Below are 15578 nucleotides of genomic sequence, written 5' to 3' on the forward strand. Positions count from 1 at the left end.
ATGCGGCGCGCTTGCCCCCTCATCCGGCCCTTCGGGCCACCTTCTCCCCGGCGGGAGAAGGGAAAGCGGCCCCTGCAAAGATCGAGACCGGCCGGTCGCGGCCGGCTCCCATTCCAACCCCATCAGGAAACCTCCCCCATGAAAGCGCTTCTCTGCGAGGAACCCGGCCGTCTCGCTCTCGTCTCCCGTCCCGCGCCGGCGCGCGGCGAGGGCGAGGTGCTGGTGCGCATCCGCCATGTCGGCATCTGCGGCACCGACTTCCATATCTTCGCGGGCAAGCATCCCTTCCTCGATTATCCGCGCGTCATGGGCCACGAGCTCTCCGGCACGGTCGAGGAGGCACCGGCCGGTAGCCGCCTCACGGCGGGCGAACCGGTCTACATCGTGCCCTATCTCTCCTGCGGCGCCTGCCATGCCTGCCGCAAGGGCCTCACCAATGCCTGCCAGTCGATCCGCGTGCTCGGCGTCCATTGCGACGGCGGCATGGCCGAATATCTCTCGGTGCCCGAATCCAACGTCGTGCCGACGGGCGGCATCGCGCTGGAGGACGCCGCGCAGATCGAGTTCCTGGCGATCGGCGCGCACGGCGTCAAGCGCGGCGCCATCTCCGCCGCCGACCGGGTGCTCGTCACCGGCGCCGGGCCGATCGGCATGTCGGCCATCATCTTCGCCAAGGCGCGCGGCGCGCATGTGACGGTAATGGACACCCGCGCCGACCGCCTCGCCTTCGCGACCGGCCGGCTCGGCGCGGATGCCTCTCTCGTCGCCGATGCCGGAGCGGAGGCGGAGATCGCCCGCATGACCGGCGGCGACGGCTTCGACGTCGTCATCGACGCGACCGGCAGTGCCGGGCCGATCGAGCGCGGCTTCGCCTTCCTCGCCCACGGCGCGCGCTACGTGCTGCTCTCCGTCGTGCGCCAGGACATCACCTTCTCCGACCCGGAATTCCACAAGCGCGAGGCGACGCTGATCGCCAGCCGCAACGCCCAGCCCGACGATTTCGCCGAGGTGGTGCGCCAGATGACGGCGGGCAACGTGCCGACCCGGGCGCTGAACACCCATCGCGGGCGGCTCGACGACGCGGTCCGGCTCTTCTCCGACTGGTCGCGGCCCGAGGCCGGCGTGATCAAGGCGATCCTGGACGTGTGAGGCCGCTTTCCCCTTCTCCCCGGCGGGGAGAAGGTGGCCCGGAGGGCCGGATGACGGGGCGAAGCCGGGAAGAGCCTGTGTGCCTGCGCCTTCGGCGCCCCCTCATCGCGCTGCCGCGACCTTCTCCCTGCCGGGGAGAAGGAGGCTTTGAGCGATCTCACCTCTCCTCTGCGATGGCCTTGCTTCCGTCCGCGCAACGCGGCTCGCAGAAGGAGGCGTAGAGGACGGCGAGCACGTTGCGGGCGGCCGCGCTCTCGATGTGGTACCAGATCGTCTGCCCGTCGCGCCGGCCGGCGATCAGCCGGTCCCTGCGCAGGAGGGCGAGATGCTGCGAGACGGTGGAATCGCGGATGCCGAGGAATTCGGCGAGCTGGCCCACCGACTTCTCGCCGTCGACGAGCTGGCAGAGGATCAGCAGGCGGTGCCGGTTGGCGAGCGCCTTGAGAAGCTCGCTCGCCTCGTCGGCGGCGGCCTGCATGGTTTCGGCGTTGATCTTCATCCTTACAAATCTACGATGTCGCGAATATATGTCAACCGTCCGGCCAACGCGAAGAGCGTCACTCATGAATGAAGAGCGTGCCTTCCGCTCCTTCTCCCGGCGGGGAGAAGGTCGCGGCAGCGGGATGAGGGGACGCCCGCCAAGCGAAGGTTCACCCCCTCATCCGGCCCTTCGGGCCACCTTCTCCCCGGCGGTGAGAAGGGGATACAGATCACGTCGGCGGCGCGTCGAGGGCGTGCAGGATGCCGCGCAGCTCGGCGAGGCCGCGCAGCCGGCCGATGGCGGGATAGCCGGGCGTGACGGTTTTCCGGAGGTCGTCCAGCATGCGGTGGCCGTGATCGGAGCGGAAGACGATGGTCTCGTCCGCCTCCCGCCTGCGGTCCTCCGCGACGAGTTCCCTCAGCACCGCGACCATCGGCACGTCGCCCTCCAGATGCGCGCTCTCGTGGAAGCTGCGGCCGTCGCCCTCGCGGGTGGTGGCGCGCAGATGCGTGAAATGGATGCGCGGGGCGAAGCGGCGGGCGATCGCCGGCAGGTCGTTGTCGGCGCGAACGCCGAGGCTGCCGGTGCACAGGCACATGCCGTTCGCCGGCGACGGCACGGCGGCAAACAGCGCCGCGTAGTCCTCGGCCGTCGAGGCGATGCGCGGCAGGCCGAAGAGCGGGCGCGGCGGATCGTCGGGATGGAGCGTCAGCTTCACGCCGCGCGCCTCGGCGGCGGGCGTCACGGCCTTAAGGAACGCGATCAGGTGCCGGCGGAGTTTTTCCGCATCGACGTCGCGATAGGCGGCGAGCCGGTCGCGGAAGCCGGGAATGGTGAGCGGGTCGGTTGTCGAGCCCGGCAGCGCCGAGGTGATGATGCGGGTGATCTCGGCGATCTCCGCCTTGCTCATCGCCTCGAACACCGTTTTCGCCCGTGCCCGGTCCTCGGGCGAATAGTCGGCCGCTGCGCCCGGGCGCTCCAGCACGAAGAGGTCGAAGGCGGCGAAGCGCTCGTGGTCGAAGCGCATGGCGGTCGCCCCGGTCGGGGTGACGAAGTCGAGCTCCGTGCGCGTCCAGTCGACCACCGGCATGAAATTGTAGCAGACGATGCGGATGCCGCAGGCGGCGACGGCCTCCAAGCTGGCGATCCACGCCTCGATCTCGGCCTTCGCCTCGCCGCCCCGGCGCTTGACGGCGTCGGGGATCGGGATGCTCTCCACCACCGACCAGGCGAGCGGCGTGCGGCCGGCGGGCGTCGTCTCGATCAGCGTCTTGCGCTCGCGCACGGCGGCCTCGGTCCAGGCCTCGCCGATCGGCACCTCGTGCAGGGCGGAGACGACATTGGTCGCGCCCGCCTGCCTGATATCGTCGAGCGAGACCGGCGAATCCGGGCCGAACCACCTCCAAGCCTGCCGCATCGTTTCTCATCCTCCCCTTGTCTTTGATGGAGCCGGAACGGCTCAGCGGAAAAAGCCCGGATGCAGGAGCCGCAGCTCGTCGATGTCCGGGATGACGGCGCTCAGATGGTGCATCATCGCCGCATGCGCCGCGTCCCGGTCGTGGACGGCGATGGCGTCGCGGATCGTCACGTGCTCCTCGATCACGCTGTCCATGCGCCCGAGCGCCGGCAGCGTCAGCCGGCGGGCGCGGTCGATCTGCAGCTTCACCGTCTTGAGCAGCGCCCAGATGCCCGGATAGCCGGCGATCGCCGAGATCGCCTCGTGGAAGGCCTCGTCCTGCTCGTGGAACGCGGAGGTCTCGCCGAGCCCGGCATGCACGCGCTGGCGGGCGATGATGGCGTCGAGCCGGGCGATGTCCTTCGGCTCCGCGACGGCGGTCGCCTTCTCCACCGTCGTGCCCTCCAGCGACTTGCGGATGACGACCGCCTCCGGGATGGCCGAGACGGGGATGCGCGCGACGAAGGTGCCCGACTGCGGGAAGATCTCCACCAGCCCCGCCTCGGCCAGGCGCAGCAGCGCCTCGCGCACCGGCGTGCGGCTGACGCCGAACTCCTCCGCGATGCGCTTTTCCTGCAGCGCCGCGCCCGGCTTCATCTCCAGCGACAGGATCGCCGCATGCAGCCGGCCGTAGATGGCCGAGGCCGTCGTCACCCGGCGGATCGGCGTGCCGCCCGGCTCGGTGAAGAGCGGCAGGACGGTACCCTGGGAGGTCGGTTGCGGCATGGAGAAAATCCGTCGGTTGACTTGATGTTGGATACTAGTATATCAATTATCGTCAGTTGCCAAGACTGGGACCGAGGAGGAGACGGCGGAAATGGCATTGCACCCCGACCGGCTGCTGCCTGCCGACCCGGGCGTCCGGGCGATCGCCCGGCGCCTCTACGACGGCGTGGCCGGCCTTCCGATCGTCTCGCCGCACGGCCACACCGACCCCGCCTGGTATGCCGAGAACCCGGCCTTCCCGGACCCGGCCGCCCTCTTCATCACGCCCGACCACTACGCGACGCGCATGCTCTATTCGCAGGGCGTGCCTCTGGAGGATCTCGGCGTGGCGCGATGCGACGGCACCCGGGCCGTCATCGACGGGCGCGCCATCTGGCGCCGCTTCGCCGAGCATTTCCACCTCTTCGCCGGAACGCCGACGCGGCTCTGGTTCGAGCATTCGCTGGAGCTGGTCTTCGGCATCACCGAGCGCCTTTCGCCCGCCAATGCCGACGCGCTCTACGACCGCATCGCCGATGCCATCGCCACGCCGGCGCTGCGCCCGCGCGCGCTCTACGACACCTTCGGCATCGAGGTGATCGCCACCACCGACGGTGCGCTCGACGACCTTTCCCATCACGACGCCGTCGCCCGCTCCGGCTGGCACGGCCGCGTCGTGCCGACCTACCGGCCGGACGCCGTGGTCGACCCGGAGGCGCAGGGTTTTGCCGCCAATGTGGAAAAACTGCTGGCGATGACGGGCGAGCCCGCGACCTGGGCCGGCTATCTTGCCGCCCACCGGGCGCGGCGGGAATATTTCAAGGCGCGCGGCGCGACGGCCACCGACCACGGCCACCCGAGCGCGCGGACGGAGAACCTGCCGGCCGACGCGGCGGCGGCACTCTTCGCCAGGGTGCTTGCAGGCGGCGCGGACGCGAACGAGGCCGAGGCCTTCCGCGGCCAGATGCTGACGGAGATGGCGCGGATGAGCCAGGACGACGGCCTCGTCATGCAGCTCCATCCCGGCTCGTTCCGCAACCACAATCCCGCGCTCTTTTCCGCCTTCGGGCCAGACAAGGGCGCCGACATCCCCAGGGCGACCGACTACGTGCGGGCGATGAAGCCGCTGCTCGACGCCGTCGGCAACGACCCCGATCTGACGCTGATCCTCTTCACGCTCGACGAGACGGCCTATTCGCGCGAGCTCGCCCCGCTCGCCGGCCATTATCCGGCGCTCCGGCTCGGCCCCGCCTGGTGGTTCTTCGACAGCCCCGAGGGCATGCGCCGCTTCCGCGAGACGACGACGGAGACCTGCGGCTTCCACAACACCGTCGGCTTCAACGACGACACCCGCGCCTACCTGTCGATCCCGGCGCGGCACGACATGGCGCGCCGCGTGGACTGCGCCTATCTCGCCCGGCTTACCGCCGACCATCGCCTCGACGAGGAGGAGGCGCACGACCTGGCGCGGGAGCTCGCCTACAGGCTGGCGAGACGCGCCTACCGCCTTTGAGGCCGGCGCGATTCCGGCAAGGGCGCCAAGCGGTCTCGCGCCCGGGATCGCGGGGGAACTGAAGAGAGCTTGGAACGCCGACCGCCGGGAGACGGCCGGCACAACGATGGAGGAGACGGAAATGCACATCACACGCAGATCGTTCGTCGGCGGCGTCGCCGGCATGGCGGGCCTCGGCCTGCTGCCCGGCCGGGGCCTCGCGCAGGTCGCAGCACCCGCCAATCCGGTGACGATCACCATCGTCGACGTGGCGGGCAACCTCGCGCTGACGCAGGGCATGTTCGAGAACTATGCCGCCGCCAAGCCCGACTGGGTGTCGAGCTTCGCCTTCACCAAAGCGCCGGCGCCGGAGCTTCCTGCGAAGATCCAGGCGCAGCAGGCCGCCGGCCGCGTCGACATCGACCTCGTGCTGACCGGCACCGACGCGCTGTCGGCCGGCCTCGACCAGGACCTCTGGGTCGACCTCTCCGCCCACAAGGCCAACCTGCCGGACCTCGAATCCATCTACCTGCCGCAGGCCTTCAAGATGCAGGCGCTCGCCCGCGACCGCGGCGTCGTCGTCACCTACTACCCCTCCGGCCCGCTCATCGAGTACATGCCCGACCGCGTGGCGACGCCGCCGAAGACGGCCGAGGAGCTGCTCGAATGGGCGAAGGCCAATCCGAACAAGTTCATGTATGCGCGCCCGGCCAATTCCGGCCCCGGCCGCACCTTCCTGATGGGCCTGCCCTATCTCCTCGGCGACAGCGACCCGCGCGATCCGGTCAACGGCTGGAGCAAGACCTGGGAATACCTCAAGGCCATCGGCGAGCACGTCGAATATTACGGCACCGGCACGACGCAGGTGATGAAGGAGCTCGGCGAGGGCACCCGCGACATCGTCGTGACCACGACCGGCTGGGACATCAACCCGCGCGTCCTCGGCATCGTTCCGGCCGAGGCGAAGGTCGGCACGCTCGCCGGCTTCCACTGGGTAACGGATGCCCATTACGCGGTGATCCCGAAGGGCGTGCCGGACGAGAAGGTGGCCGTCCTGATCGACGTCATCAACTTCGTCCTCAAGCCCGAGCAGCAGGCCATCGCCTATGACGAAGGCTATTTCTACCCCGGCCCGGCGGTCAAGGACGTGGCGCTTTCCATGGCGCCGCAGGCGAGCCAGGACGCGCTCGCCGAGTTCGGCCGCCCGGAATATGAGGACTGGATCGCCAGCAACCCGCTGGAGACGCCGCTGGAGCCCGCCCAGATCGTCGATGCCTTCCGCATCTGGGACGAGCAGATCGGCGCCGCCAAGGGCTGAAGCCCGCAAGACGCGGCGTCCGCAGGGAAGCGGGCACCGCCACCATCATCATCGCAGGGCAATCGCATAGGGAATGCCGAGGCTGCCTCCTGCCCCCTTCTCCCCATCGGGGAGAAGGTCGCGGCAGCGGGATGAGGGGGACGCCGAAGGCGAAGTTGCGGTGCGCTCCACCCCCTCATCCGGCCCTTCGGGCCACCTTCTCCCCGCGGGGGAGAAGGGGAAAGGGACGGGCAGATCGGCACGGCCAAGGGCCGAGCCGGCAGGACGCGGCGCCCGCGGGGCGTTCGCAAAGGCAATGCCGAGGGTGCTTCCCGCCTCCTTCTCCCCATCGGGGAGAAGGTCGCGGCAGCGGGATGAGGGGGACGTCGCAGGCGAGGCCACGCTGCGTTCCACCCCCTCATCCGGCCCTTCGGGCCACCTTCTCCCCGCGGGGGAGAAGGGGGAAAGGGACGGGCAGATCGGCGCGGCCAAGGGCCGAGCCGGCAGGACGCGGCGCCCGCGGGGCGTTCGTAAAGAGAATGCCGAGGGTGCTTCCTGCCTCCTTCTCCCCATCGGGGAGAAGGAGGCGTTAGCGGGATGAGGGGGTGCCGCAGGCAAGATACGGCAAGCTTGCCCCTTATCCGCCCTTCGGGCACCTTCTCCCCGGCGGGGAGAAGGGGGAACAGAAACCATCCACGAAGAGGAGACGCCCTTGAACCAACCGCTCCAGACCGCAACTCCGGCACGACAGGGCGACCGGCTGGAGCTCGTCGGTCTCCGCCGCGCCTTCGGCGCCTACAACGCGCTCGACGGCATCGACCTGACGATCGAGCCTGGCGAGTTCATCGCGCTGCTCGGCCCCTCGGGCTGCGGCAAGTCGACGGCGCTCAACTGCGTGGCGGGGCTGCTCGGCCTCACGGGCGGCGAGATCCGCCTCGGCGGCCGGCGCATCGACGAGCTGGAGCCGGAAAGGCGCGGCTTCGGCATGGTATTCCAGAGCTACGCGCTCTTCCCGCACATGACGGTGCGCAAGAACGTCGGCTTCGGCCTTGCCATGCGCGGCGTCAAGGGACCGGAGGCCGACCGGCGCATCGACGAGGCCTTGAACCTCGTCCGCCTCGGCTCGCAGGCGGAGAAACTGCCCGGCCAGCTTTCCGGCGGCCAGCAGCAGCGCGTGGCGATCGCCCGGGCCGTCGTCATCCGCCCGCCCGTCGTGCTGATGGACGAGCCGCTCTCCAACCTCGACGCCAAGCTCAGGCTGGAGATGCGCGCCGAGATCCGCGGCATCCACGACCAGATCGGCTCCACCACCATCTACGTCACTCACGACCAGGACGAGGCGCTGTCGCTCGCCGACCGCATCGTCGTCATGAGCCAGGGCCGGATCCTGCAGATCGGCACGCCGGAGGACCTCTACCAGCGCCCGGTGCATGCCGAGGTCGCCGACTTCATGGGCTTCCGCACGCGGCTTGCCGGCCGCGTCGTCGCCGTGAACGGCGAGGAAGCGACGATCGAAACGGCCGGCGCGCGGCTTTCCGGCATCGCCCGCGAGGCGCTGGAACCCGGCGACGCGGCGATCCTCTCCGTGCGCCCGGAGGACCTCGTCGCGGTCGAGGATGGCGAAGGCATCGCCGCCACCGTCTCCAGCATGGAATATCGCGGCCGCGCCTTCTTCGGCATGGCGCATGCCAGCGACGGCTCGGAGCTGTTCTTCCGCGCCGACCGCCATCTTTCGCGCGGCGCCGCCGCCAGGTTGCAGCCGGTCGAAGGCCGCGCGCTGGTCTTCCGGGGTGCCGCGCCATGAGCGGCCCGTCGCTCCGGACCCGGCTCGCCGCCCGCGGCATCGACGGCACGACGCTCTTGGTGCTGCCGGGGGTCGCGGTGATGGCCGCGCTCTTCGTCTATCCCTTCCTCTATGGCATCGTCGATTCGATCACGCCGCGCGAGGGCGCGTGGTATGCGAATTACGCGCGCTTCTTCTCCGACCGCTTCCAGTACGGCACCATCGCCGCCACGCTCTGGCTGGCGCTGCCCGTGACCATCCTCAACCTCGCGCTCGCCGTGCCGATCGCCTTTCGCGTGCGGCTGATGAGCAGGCAGCGGCTGCTGACGACGATCCTCGTGCTGCCGGTGACGCTCGGCACCGTCTTCGTCGCCGACGGGCTCCTGACCTTCCTCGGGCCGCAGGGCTGGTTCAACCGCTCGCTGATCCTGTTCGGCATCCTCGAAAGCCCGGTGAAGCTCACCAACAACTACTGGGGCGTCTTCGCCTCGCTCCTGATCACCGGCTTCCCCTTCGCCTTCCTGCTGACGCTCTCCTACGTCACCGGCATCGACCCGGCGATCGAGCAGGCCGCCGCCACGCTCGGCGCCTCGCCGCGCCAGCGCTTCGTGCGGGTCTTCCTGCCGCTCTTGGTGCCGGGGCTCGCCGTCACCTTCTGCCTCGCCTTCGTGCAGGCCTTCGCGGTCTTCCCCTCGGCCGTGCTGCTCGGCGCGCCGGCGGGCGCCACGCGGGTGATCTCGATTGCCGCCTACCAGGCCGCCTTCGAGCAATACGACCATTCCATGGGCACGGCCATCGCCATCGTCATGGGCGTGGTGGAGCTCCTCATCGTCGTCGCGGTGCTCGGCCTGCGCTCGCTCTTCTACCGCGGCCCGGCCGGCGGCACGAAAGGATAGGACCATGATACGCGACAAGGGCATCGGCTCGAAACTGTGGCGCTTCGCCGTCTGGGCGCTCGCCGGCCTCTTCGTGCTCAACCTGCTCGCCGTCATGGCGGCGGTGGTGGTCAATTCCTTCGCCACCCGCTGGCTCGGCACCTGGATGCCGGCCGGCTGGACGACGCGCTGGTATTTCGACGCCTGGCGCGAGTTCCAGCTGTCGAGCGTCGTCATCGTCACCTTCCAGATCGTCTTCACGGTGGTGCTGATCTCCGGCGTCGTCGGCGTCGTCACGGCCTATGCGCTGGCCCGGCGCGACTTCCCCGGCAAGCGGGCGATCGTGCTGCTCTTCCTGCTGCCGCTCCTGATCCCGCCGCTCACCTACGGCATTCCGCTGGCGACGGTCCTCTACCAGGTCGGCCTCGGCGGCACCTTCTGGGGCGTGGTCTTCATCAACCTCGTGCCGTCGCTGCCCTTCGTCATCCTCGTCATGATCCCCTTCATCGAGCAGATCGACCCGCGCATCGAGGCGGCCGCCCGCGTCTTCGGCGCCGGCACCTGGAGCCTGTTCGTCCGCATCCTGCTGCCGCTGCTGCTGCCCGGCATGCTCGCCGCGCTGCTGCTCGTGCTGGTGCGCACCATCGCCATGTTCGAGCTCACCTTCCTCGTCGCCGGGCCGACGAGCCAGACGCTGGTCGTCTCGCTCTACTACGCCGTCTTCGCCTCCGGCGTGCGCGCCTCGCAGTCGATCGACGCCATGGCGGTGATCTACATGGTGACGACGCTGTTCTGGCTGGTGCTGGCGCTGCAATTCGTCAGCCCGACGCAGATCGTCGCCCGCGCCAAGCAGCAGCAGGCGACGTGATGCGGCTCTCCCGGAAAACCCTCGCGCGCCTGCCGGAGACGGTCGCCCGGCCGGACTACGACCCGGCCGCCGTCACGGTCGGCATCGTCCATCTCGGCATCGGCGCCTTCCACCGCGCCCACCAGGCCGTCTTCACCGACGCCGTGCTGGCCGACGATACGAGCTGGGGCGTCTGCGGCGTCTCGCTGCGCAGCCCCGGGACCCGCGACGCGCTCGCCCCCCAGGACGGGCTCTATGCGCTGAAGGTGCAGGACGGCGCGGGCGAGACGCTCCGCGTCATCGGCAGCGTCGTGGAACTCCTCTGCGCACCGGAGGAGCCGGAGGCCGTGCTCGCCCGTATGAGCGATCCGGGAACCCGCATCGTCTCGCTCACCGTCACGGAGAAGGGCTATTGCCACAACCCCGCGGACGGCACGCTGGACGAGGACCATCCCGACATCCGGCACGACCTGGAAAATCCGTCCCGCCCGCGCACCGCCGTCGGCTTCATCGTCGCGGCGCTGGTGCGCCGGGCGGCGGCCGGCGTGCCGCCCTTCACGCTGCTTTCCTGCGACAACCTTCCCGGCAACGGCCATGTGCTCGGCCGCGTCGTCGCACGCTTCGCCGAGCTGCGCGGGGCGGCGGCCACCGTGAAGGACGTCGCCACGCCGTCGACCATGATCGACCGCATCGTCCCGGCGACGACGGCGGAGGACCGGGCGGCGGTGAGCGTCGCCCTCGGCATGGAGGACGCCTGGCCGGTGGTGACGGAACCGTTCCGGCAATGGGTGGTGGAGGACGTCTTCCCCGCCGGCCGGCCGGCCTGGGAGAAGGCGGGCGTCGTCTTCGTGCCGGACGTCTCCGCCTTCGAGACGATGAAGCTCCGGCTCCTCAACGGCAGCCATTCGACGCTCGCCTATCTCGGCTATCTCGCGGGCGCGGAGACCGTCGCCGCGGCGATGGCGCTCCCCGGCATGGCGGACCTGATCGAGGGGCTGATGCGCGCCGAGGTCTCGCCGACCCTGCCGCCGCTTGCCGGCTTCGACCTCGCCGCCTATCGCCGCGACCTCGTTTCCCGCTTCCGCAACCCGGCGCTGCGCCACCGCACCTGGCAGATCGCCATGGACGGCTCGCAGAAGCTGCCGCAGCGCCTGCTCGGCACAATCCGCGACCGGCGCACGGCGGGTGCGTCCTTCGGGCGGCTGGCGCTCGGTGTCGCCGCCTGGATGCACTATGCCCGCGGCACGGACGAGAAGGGCAAGGCCATCGACGTGCGCGACCCGCATGCCGCCCGCATCGCCGCCCTCGTCGCGGGGCTCGGCGATCCGGAGGAGATCGTCGCCGCCTATCTGACGATGACGGATGTCTTCGGCGACCTGGCCGGGGACTGGCTCTTCCGCGAGACCGTCACGCAGGCGCTCGGCGGCCTGATGCTGGAGGGCGCGGCGCGGCGGATCGCTACTTTCGCGTCAGGCTGAAGGAAAAGTGGCTGCCGCGGTGGTAGTCGATCGCGTAGTTGACCGGCAGGCCGGCGGCATTGAAACAGGTCTCGGTGATGAGCAGCGCCGGGCCGAAGTCCTTCAGGCCGTGGCGCTCGACGACGTCCTGCGGCAGCATCACCGCCGAGACGCCCGCCGCCGACATGCGCGGCCGGTTGCCGTAGGTCTCCAGCAGGTCCATCAGCGATCCGCTCCAGTCGATGTCGTAGAGTTTCGCCGGCACGACGGCGCGCGGCACGTAGTCGATGCAGTAGAGGATCGGCGTGTCGTCGTGCAGCCGCAGCCGCTCGATGCGGATGACGCGCTCGCCGGGCGCAAGCTGCAGGTTCTCCGCCACGCGCTTGTCCGGCGTCTCCTCGGCGATCGACAGCACCTTGTTGACCGTGCGGTAGCCGTAGTGGCGCGCCATGTCGGTGACGCTCTCGAACACGGTGATCGGCCGGTCCACCTGCACGGCCGAGAGCGCCGAGACGAAGCGGCCGCGCCCGTGCTCGACATGGATCAGGTCGTCCTGTTCGAGCAGCTTCAGCGCCTCGCGCAGCGCCGGCCGCGAGATGCGGAAGCGCTGGGTGAGCTGCGCCTCGGTCGGCAGCTTGTCGCCGGGCTTCAGGCCCTCGGCGCGGATGAGGTCGGCGATCCGGTCGCGAAGCTGGATGGCCAGCGTGCGCGAATCGCGAAGGGGTTCCTCCACCGGCTTGCCTCCTGCGGTCGTCGATCGGGAACCCCGTTCTTGTCTGACAAATCCGTGGCGGTCAAGGGTGCCCGCCCCACCCGCGTCGCTGGAGCGGCCTTTGGAATGCAGCGCCTCCGTTCCCCCTTCTCCCCGGCGGGGAGAAGGTGGCCCGAAGGGCCGGAAGAGGGGGTGGAACGCATGGCATTTCGCCTGCGGCGCCCCCTCATCCCGCTGCCGCGACCTTCTCCCTGCCGGGGAGAAGGGGCAGGAGGCGCCGGCGTCATTCCATAGGCGGCGCCCTTCGGTCTCCACCGGCAATGCCGTCGCCCACCTTGACAGCCCGCCATCACGATGTCAGTTGTCTTACAACATTGAAAAAGAGGGCCGAGCCATGCTGAACTTCGGCGAAGAGAGATTCCTGCGCATCCAGTCGGGCGCGGTCGCCTTGCAGGCGCGGCTCGACGCGGTCGTCGGCGCCTGCCTGGCCGCGGGCGCGGAGAACGTCTTCTTCCTCGGCACCGGCGGGGCGGCGATCCTGATGCAGCCGGCCGTGCAGCTCCTGCAGCAGCGCTCGCGCTTTCCGGCCTTCCTCGACATGCCGGCGGAGCTGATCCTGGCCGGCGCGGCGCATCTCACGGAAAAGTCGATCGTCGTCATCCCTTCGCTCTCCGGCACGACGAAGGAGAGCGTGGCGGCGCTCGCCCGGCTGAAGGAGATCGGCGCCACGGTGCTGACGCTGGTCGGCCATGCGGAGACGCCGCTCGGCAAGGGCGGCGACCACGTCTTCGTCAACTTCGCCGAGGACGACACGTCCTGCGAATCCTTCTACCTGCAATCGCTCTATGTGGCGCTGTCGATCCTCAAATACCGCGGCGAGATCGAGGACCACGACGCGATCGTCGCGGAACTCTCCCGCCTGCCCGGGCTGCTGCTGGACGTGAAGCGCGCCTATGAGCCGAAGGCGGAGGCCTTCGCCCGGGTGCTCGCGGGCTCCGACTATCACATCGTCACGGGCGCCGGGAACGTCTGGCCCGAGGCCTTCTATTACGGCATGTGCATCCTGGAGGAGATGCAGTGGATCCGCACGCGCCCGGTGCATGCCTCGGATTTCTTCCACGGCACGCTGGAGCTGGTGGAGAAGGGCGTGAGCGTCGTGCTCTTCAAGGGCGAGGACGCGCTGCGCCCGCTCGCCGAGCGCGTCGAGGCCTTCGCGCCGAACTATACCGACAGGCTCACCGTGCTCGACACCGCCGAATTCCCGCTGCCCGGCCTGTCGCCGCGCGTGCGGGCGCTCGTCTCGCCGATCGTGCTGGCGACGGTGCTGGAGCGCGTCAGCGCCCATCTGGAGGTGCTGCGCAACCATCCGCTGACGACGCGGCGCTACTACAAGCGCGTCGCCTATTGACCCCCGTGCGGACGCTCCGCTTCGCCGCCGTCGGCGACAACTGCATCGACCGTTTCCGCCCGCCCGTCGGCCGGTCGCTCGTCGGCGGCAATGCGGTGAACGTCGCCGTGCAGCTTTCCCGGCTCGGCCATGCGTCGGCCTATTTCGGCGCCGTCGGGGCGGACGCGGCGGGGCGGCGCACGCGCGACCTGCTGGCGGCAAACGGCGTCGACGTCGCGCACCTGCGCACGCGGCCGGGCGTCACCGCCCATACCGAGATCGACGTGCTGCCGTCCGGCGAACGCGTCTTCGCCTTCGAGGATTTCGGCGCCTGCGCCGGCTATGCGCCGGGGCCGGAGGACGTCGTCGCCCTCAAGGCCATGGACCACGTGCATATCGGCTGGCTGGACGACGGCGGGGCGCTCAGGCGCACGCTTGCCGGCGCCGGCGTCAGCGTCTCGCAGGACCTCTCCGTCAATGCCGGCCCGGCCCATCTCGGCACGGACGGGCTCGCCATCGCCTTCGCCTCGGCGGGCGAGGACGCGGCGAAGGCCGAGGCCATGCTGGCGCGCCTGCTGGCGGCGGGCGTGCCGCTCGCCGTCGTCACCTGCGGCGCGAAGGGGGCGATCGCGGGCGACGGCAGGGAGCGCCGTTCCGTCGGCATCCGGCCGGTCGAGGTGGTGGACACAACCGGGGCGGGCGACAGCTTCATCGCCGGCTTCCTCGCCGCCCGCGTGGCCGGCCGGCCGCTCGCCGGATGCCTCGCGGCGGGACGCGACGCGGCGGCGCTCGCCTGCACCCATGTCGGCGGCTTCCCGCAGGCGCCGCAGCCGCTTTGATCTTTCCGTGGCATCCGATGCCCTAGCGGGCGTTGAAGCGGCCGAAGCGTTCCTCGATGCGCGCCTGCACGAATTCCAGCCCGATCGACAGGATCCAGTAGATCATCGAGGCGGTGATCAGCATCTCGATATGGCGGAACTCGGTCTGGCCCTGGGTGCGGGCGAGATACATGATCTCCCACACGCCGACGACGGAGACGAGCGAGGAATCCTTCAGCATGGCGATGAACTGGTTGCCGGTCGGCGGGATGATGACGCGCATCGCCTGCGGCAGGATGACGAGCGCCATCGTCTGGCTGGGGCTGAGTCCCAGCGCCGTCGCGCCCTCCGTCTGCCCGCGCGCGATGCTCTGGATGCCGGCGCGGAAGATCTCGGTCATGTAGGCGCCGTAGCAGAGCGACAGCGCCAGGATGCCGGCCGGCACCGCGCTGATCACGTAGCCCACCTGTGGCAGGCCGAGATAGATGATGTAGATCTGCATGAGCAGCGGCAGGCCGCGGAACAGCGAGGTATAGAAGGTGGCGAGCCCGTAGACGACGCCGTTCTTCGACAGCTTGGCGATGGCGCCGGCGAGCGCGATCACCGTGGCGATGACGATGGAGATCGCCGAGATGTAGAGCGTCGTCACCACCCCTTGCGAGATCAGGAAGCCGATCTTCTTGGCGATGAAGGCGAAGGAGAGGTCGAAGGAATAGAAGAACAGCATCAGCAGCGCGAACAGCTCCACCCAGACGGCGACCACCTGCTGGCGGCGGGGAAGCAGGCCGAGCGCCTTCCAGTTGGCGGCCGCGATCAGCGCGATCACCAGCGCCGAGGCGAGCCGGGCCGTGGCCGGGTTCTCGGCAAGCCACGTCCCGGAGGCCGGCAGCAGCCGGCCGATCCAGGCGGCGCTGACGCCGAGCTGGTAGAGGACCGCCACGACGAGCGCCAGCAGGAGAAGCGCGCCCGCCCGGCGCGAGGCCTCGGGATAGGTGAGTATCAGTCGACCGAGCATGCCCGTCTCCTTCCGTTGCGCTGGGGGCTCCCCTTCTCCCCGGCGGGGAGAAGGTGGCCCGGAGGGCCGGATGAGGGGGCGAAGCACGACGGAGCGGTCGTGAT

At 69.9% G+C, this 15578-nt stretch carries 14 protein-coding genes; 9 read left to right on the plus strand and 5 right to left on the minus strand.

Annotated elements, in window-relative coordinates:
- Positions 1 to 138: 138 nt before the first annotated feature.
- Positions 139 to 1149, plus strand: coding sequence for a zinc-binding alcohol dehydrogenase family protein (locus NNZ72_RS04150; protein WP_257313159.1), 1011 nt, complete (start codon positions 139 to 141; stop codon positions 1147 to 1149).
- A 157-nt stretch (positions 1150 to 1306) separates the two neighbouring features.
- On the opposite strand, the gene NNZ72_RS04155 is transcribed toward NNZ72_RS04150, so the two are convergent.
- The 3 genes from NNZ72_RS04155 to NNZ72_RS04165 form a co-directional block, all read right to left on the minus strand.
- The gene (locus tag NNZ72_RS04155; protein WP_257313161.1) at positions 1307 to 1648 is read right to left on the minus strand and encodes an ArsR/SmtB family transcription factor; all 342 of its coding nucleotides are present in this window, start codon (positions 1646 to 1648) and stop codon (positions 1307 to 1309) included.
- 211 nt (positions 1649 to 1859) lie between these two features.
- Positions 1860 to 3047, minus strand: a complete 1188-nt coding sequence (gene uxuA / locus NNZ72_RS04160) for a mannonate dehydratase (RefSeq protein WP_257313163.1) — start codon at positions 3045 to 3047, stop codon at positions 1860 to 1862.
- Positions 3048 to 3089: 42 nt separating this feature from the next.
- Positions 3090 to 3812: a GntR family transcriptional regulator gene (locus NNZ72_RS04165; RefSeq protein WP_257313165.1), complete on the minus strand. Its 723-nt coding sequence runs from the start codon at positions 3810 to 3812 to the stop codon at positions 3090 to 3092.
- Between the two features lie 91 nt (positions 3813 to 3903).
- Here NNZ72_RS04165 and uxaC point away from each other — a divergent pair, with 91 nt between their 5' ends.
- The 6 genes from uxaC (at position 3904) to NNZ72_RS04195 (ending at position 11563) form a co-directional block, all read left to right on the plus strand.
- Positions 3904 to 5304: a glucuronate isomerase gene (uxaC, locus tag NNZ72_RS04170; RefSeq protein ID WP_257313168.1), complete on the plus strand. Its 1401-nt coding sequence runs from the start codon at positions 3904 to 3906 to the stop codon at positions 5302 to 5304.
- A 121-nt stretch (positions 5305 to 5425) separates the two neighbouring features.
- Positions 5426 to 6601 carry an ABC transporter substrate-binding protein gene (locus NNZ72_RS04175; protein ID WP_257313170.1) on the plus strand — a complete coding sequence of 392 codons (1176 nt, stop codon included), beginning with the start codon at positions 5426 to 5428 and terminating at the stop codon, positions 6599 to 6601.
- Positions 6602 to 7292: 691 nt separating this feature from the next.
- Positions 7293 to 8384, plus strand: a complete 1092-nt coding sequence (locus NNZ72_RS04180) for an ABC transporter ATP-binding protein (RefSeq protein ID WP_257313172.1) — start codon at positions 7293 to 7295, stop codon at positions 8382 to 8384.
- Complete coding sequence (locus NNZ72_RS04185) at positions 8381 to 9259, plus strand: ABC transporter permease (RefSeq protein ID WP_257313174.1); 879 nt, start codon at positions 8381 to 8383, stop codon at positions 9257 to 9259. Before NNZ72_RS04180 ends, NNZ72_RS04185 begins: the two co-directional genes overlap by 4 nt.
- Positions 9260 to 9263: 4 nt before the next feature.
- Entirely contained in the window at positions 9264 to 10106 is an 843-nt protein-coding gene (locus NNZ72_RS04190) for an ABC transporter permease (RefSeq protein ID WP_257313176.1), read from the plus strand.
- Positions 10106 to 11563 carry a mannitol dehydrogenase family protein gene (locus tag NNZ72_RS04195; protein ID WP_257313178.1) on the plus strand — a complete coding sequence of 486 codons (1458 nt, stop codon included), beginning with the start codon at positions 10106 to 10108 and terminating at the stop codon, positions 11561 to 11563. The genes NNZ72_RS04190 and NNZ72_RS04195 overlap by 1 nt, the downstream gene beginning before the upstream one ends.
- On the opposite strand, the gene NNZ72_RS04200 is transcribed toward NNZ72_RS04195, so the two are convergent.
- Positions 11544 to 12275 carry a GntR family transcriptional regulator gene (locus NNZ72_RS04200; protein ID WP_257313180.1) on the minus strand — a complete coding sequence of 244 codons (732 nt, stop codon included), beginning with the start codon at positions 12273 to 12275 and terminating at the stop codon, positions 11544 to 11546. The genes NNZ72_RS04195 and NNZ72_RS04200 overlap by 20 nt on opposite strands.
- A 373-nt stretch (positions 12276 to 12648) precedes the next feature.
- Here NNZ72_RS04200 and NNZ72_RS04205 point away from each other — a divergent pair, with 373 nt between their 5' ends.
- Positions 12649 to 13662 carry an SIS domain-containing protein gene (locus NNZ72_RS04205; RefSeq protein WP_257313183.1) on the plus strand — a complete coding sequence of 338 codons (1014 nt, stop codon included), beginning with the start codon at positions 12649 to 12651 and terminating at the stop codon, positions 13660 to 13662.
- Between the two features lie 5 nt (positions 13663 to 13667).
- The gene (locus NNZ72_RS04210; RefSeq protein ID WP_257313185.1) at positions 13668 to 14480 is read left to right on the plus strand and encodes a PfkB family carbohydrate kinase; all 813 of its coding nucleotides are present in this window, start codon (positions 13668 to 13670) and stop codon (positions 14478 to 14480) included.
- 22 nt (positions 14481 to 14502) lie between these two features.
- Here the strand turns inward: NNZ72_RS04210 and NNZ72_RS04215 are convergent, their stop codons facing one another.
- Complete coding sequence (locus tag NNZ72_RS04215) at positions 14503 to 15474, minus strand: amino acid ABC transporter permease (protein ID WP_257313187.1); 972 nt, start codon at positions 15472 to 15474, stop codon at positions 14503 to 14505.
- Positions 15475 to 15578: the final 104 nt, after the last annotated feature.

The sequence above is a fragment of the Shinella pollutisoli genome, assembly GCF_024609765.1.
GTDB lineage: Bacteria > Pseudomonadota > Alphaproteobacteria > Rhizobiales > Rhizobiaceae > Shinella > Shinella pollutisoli.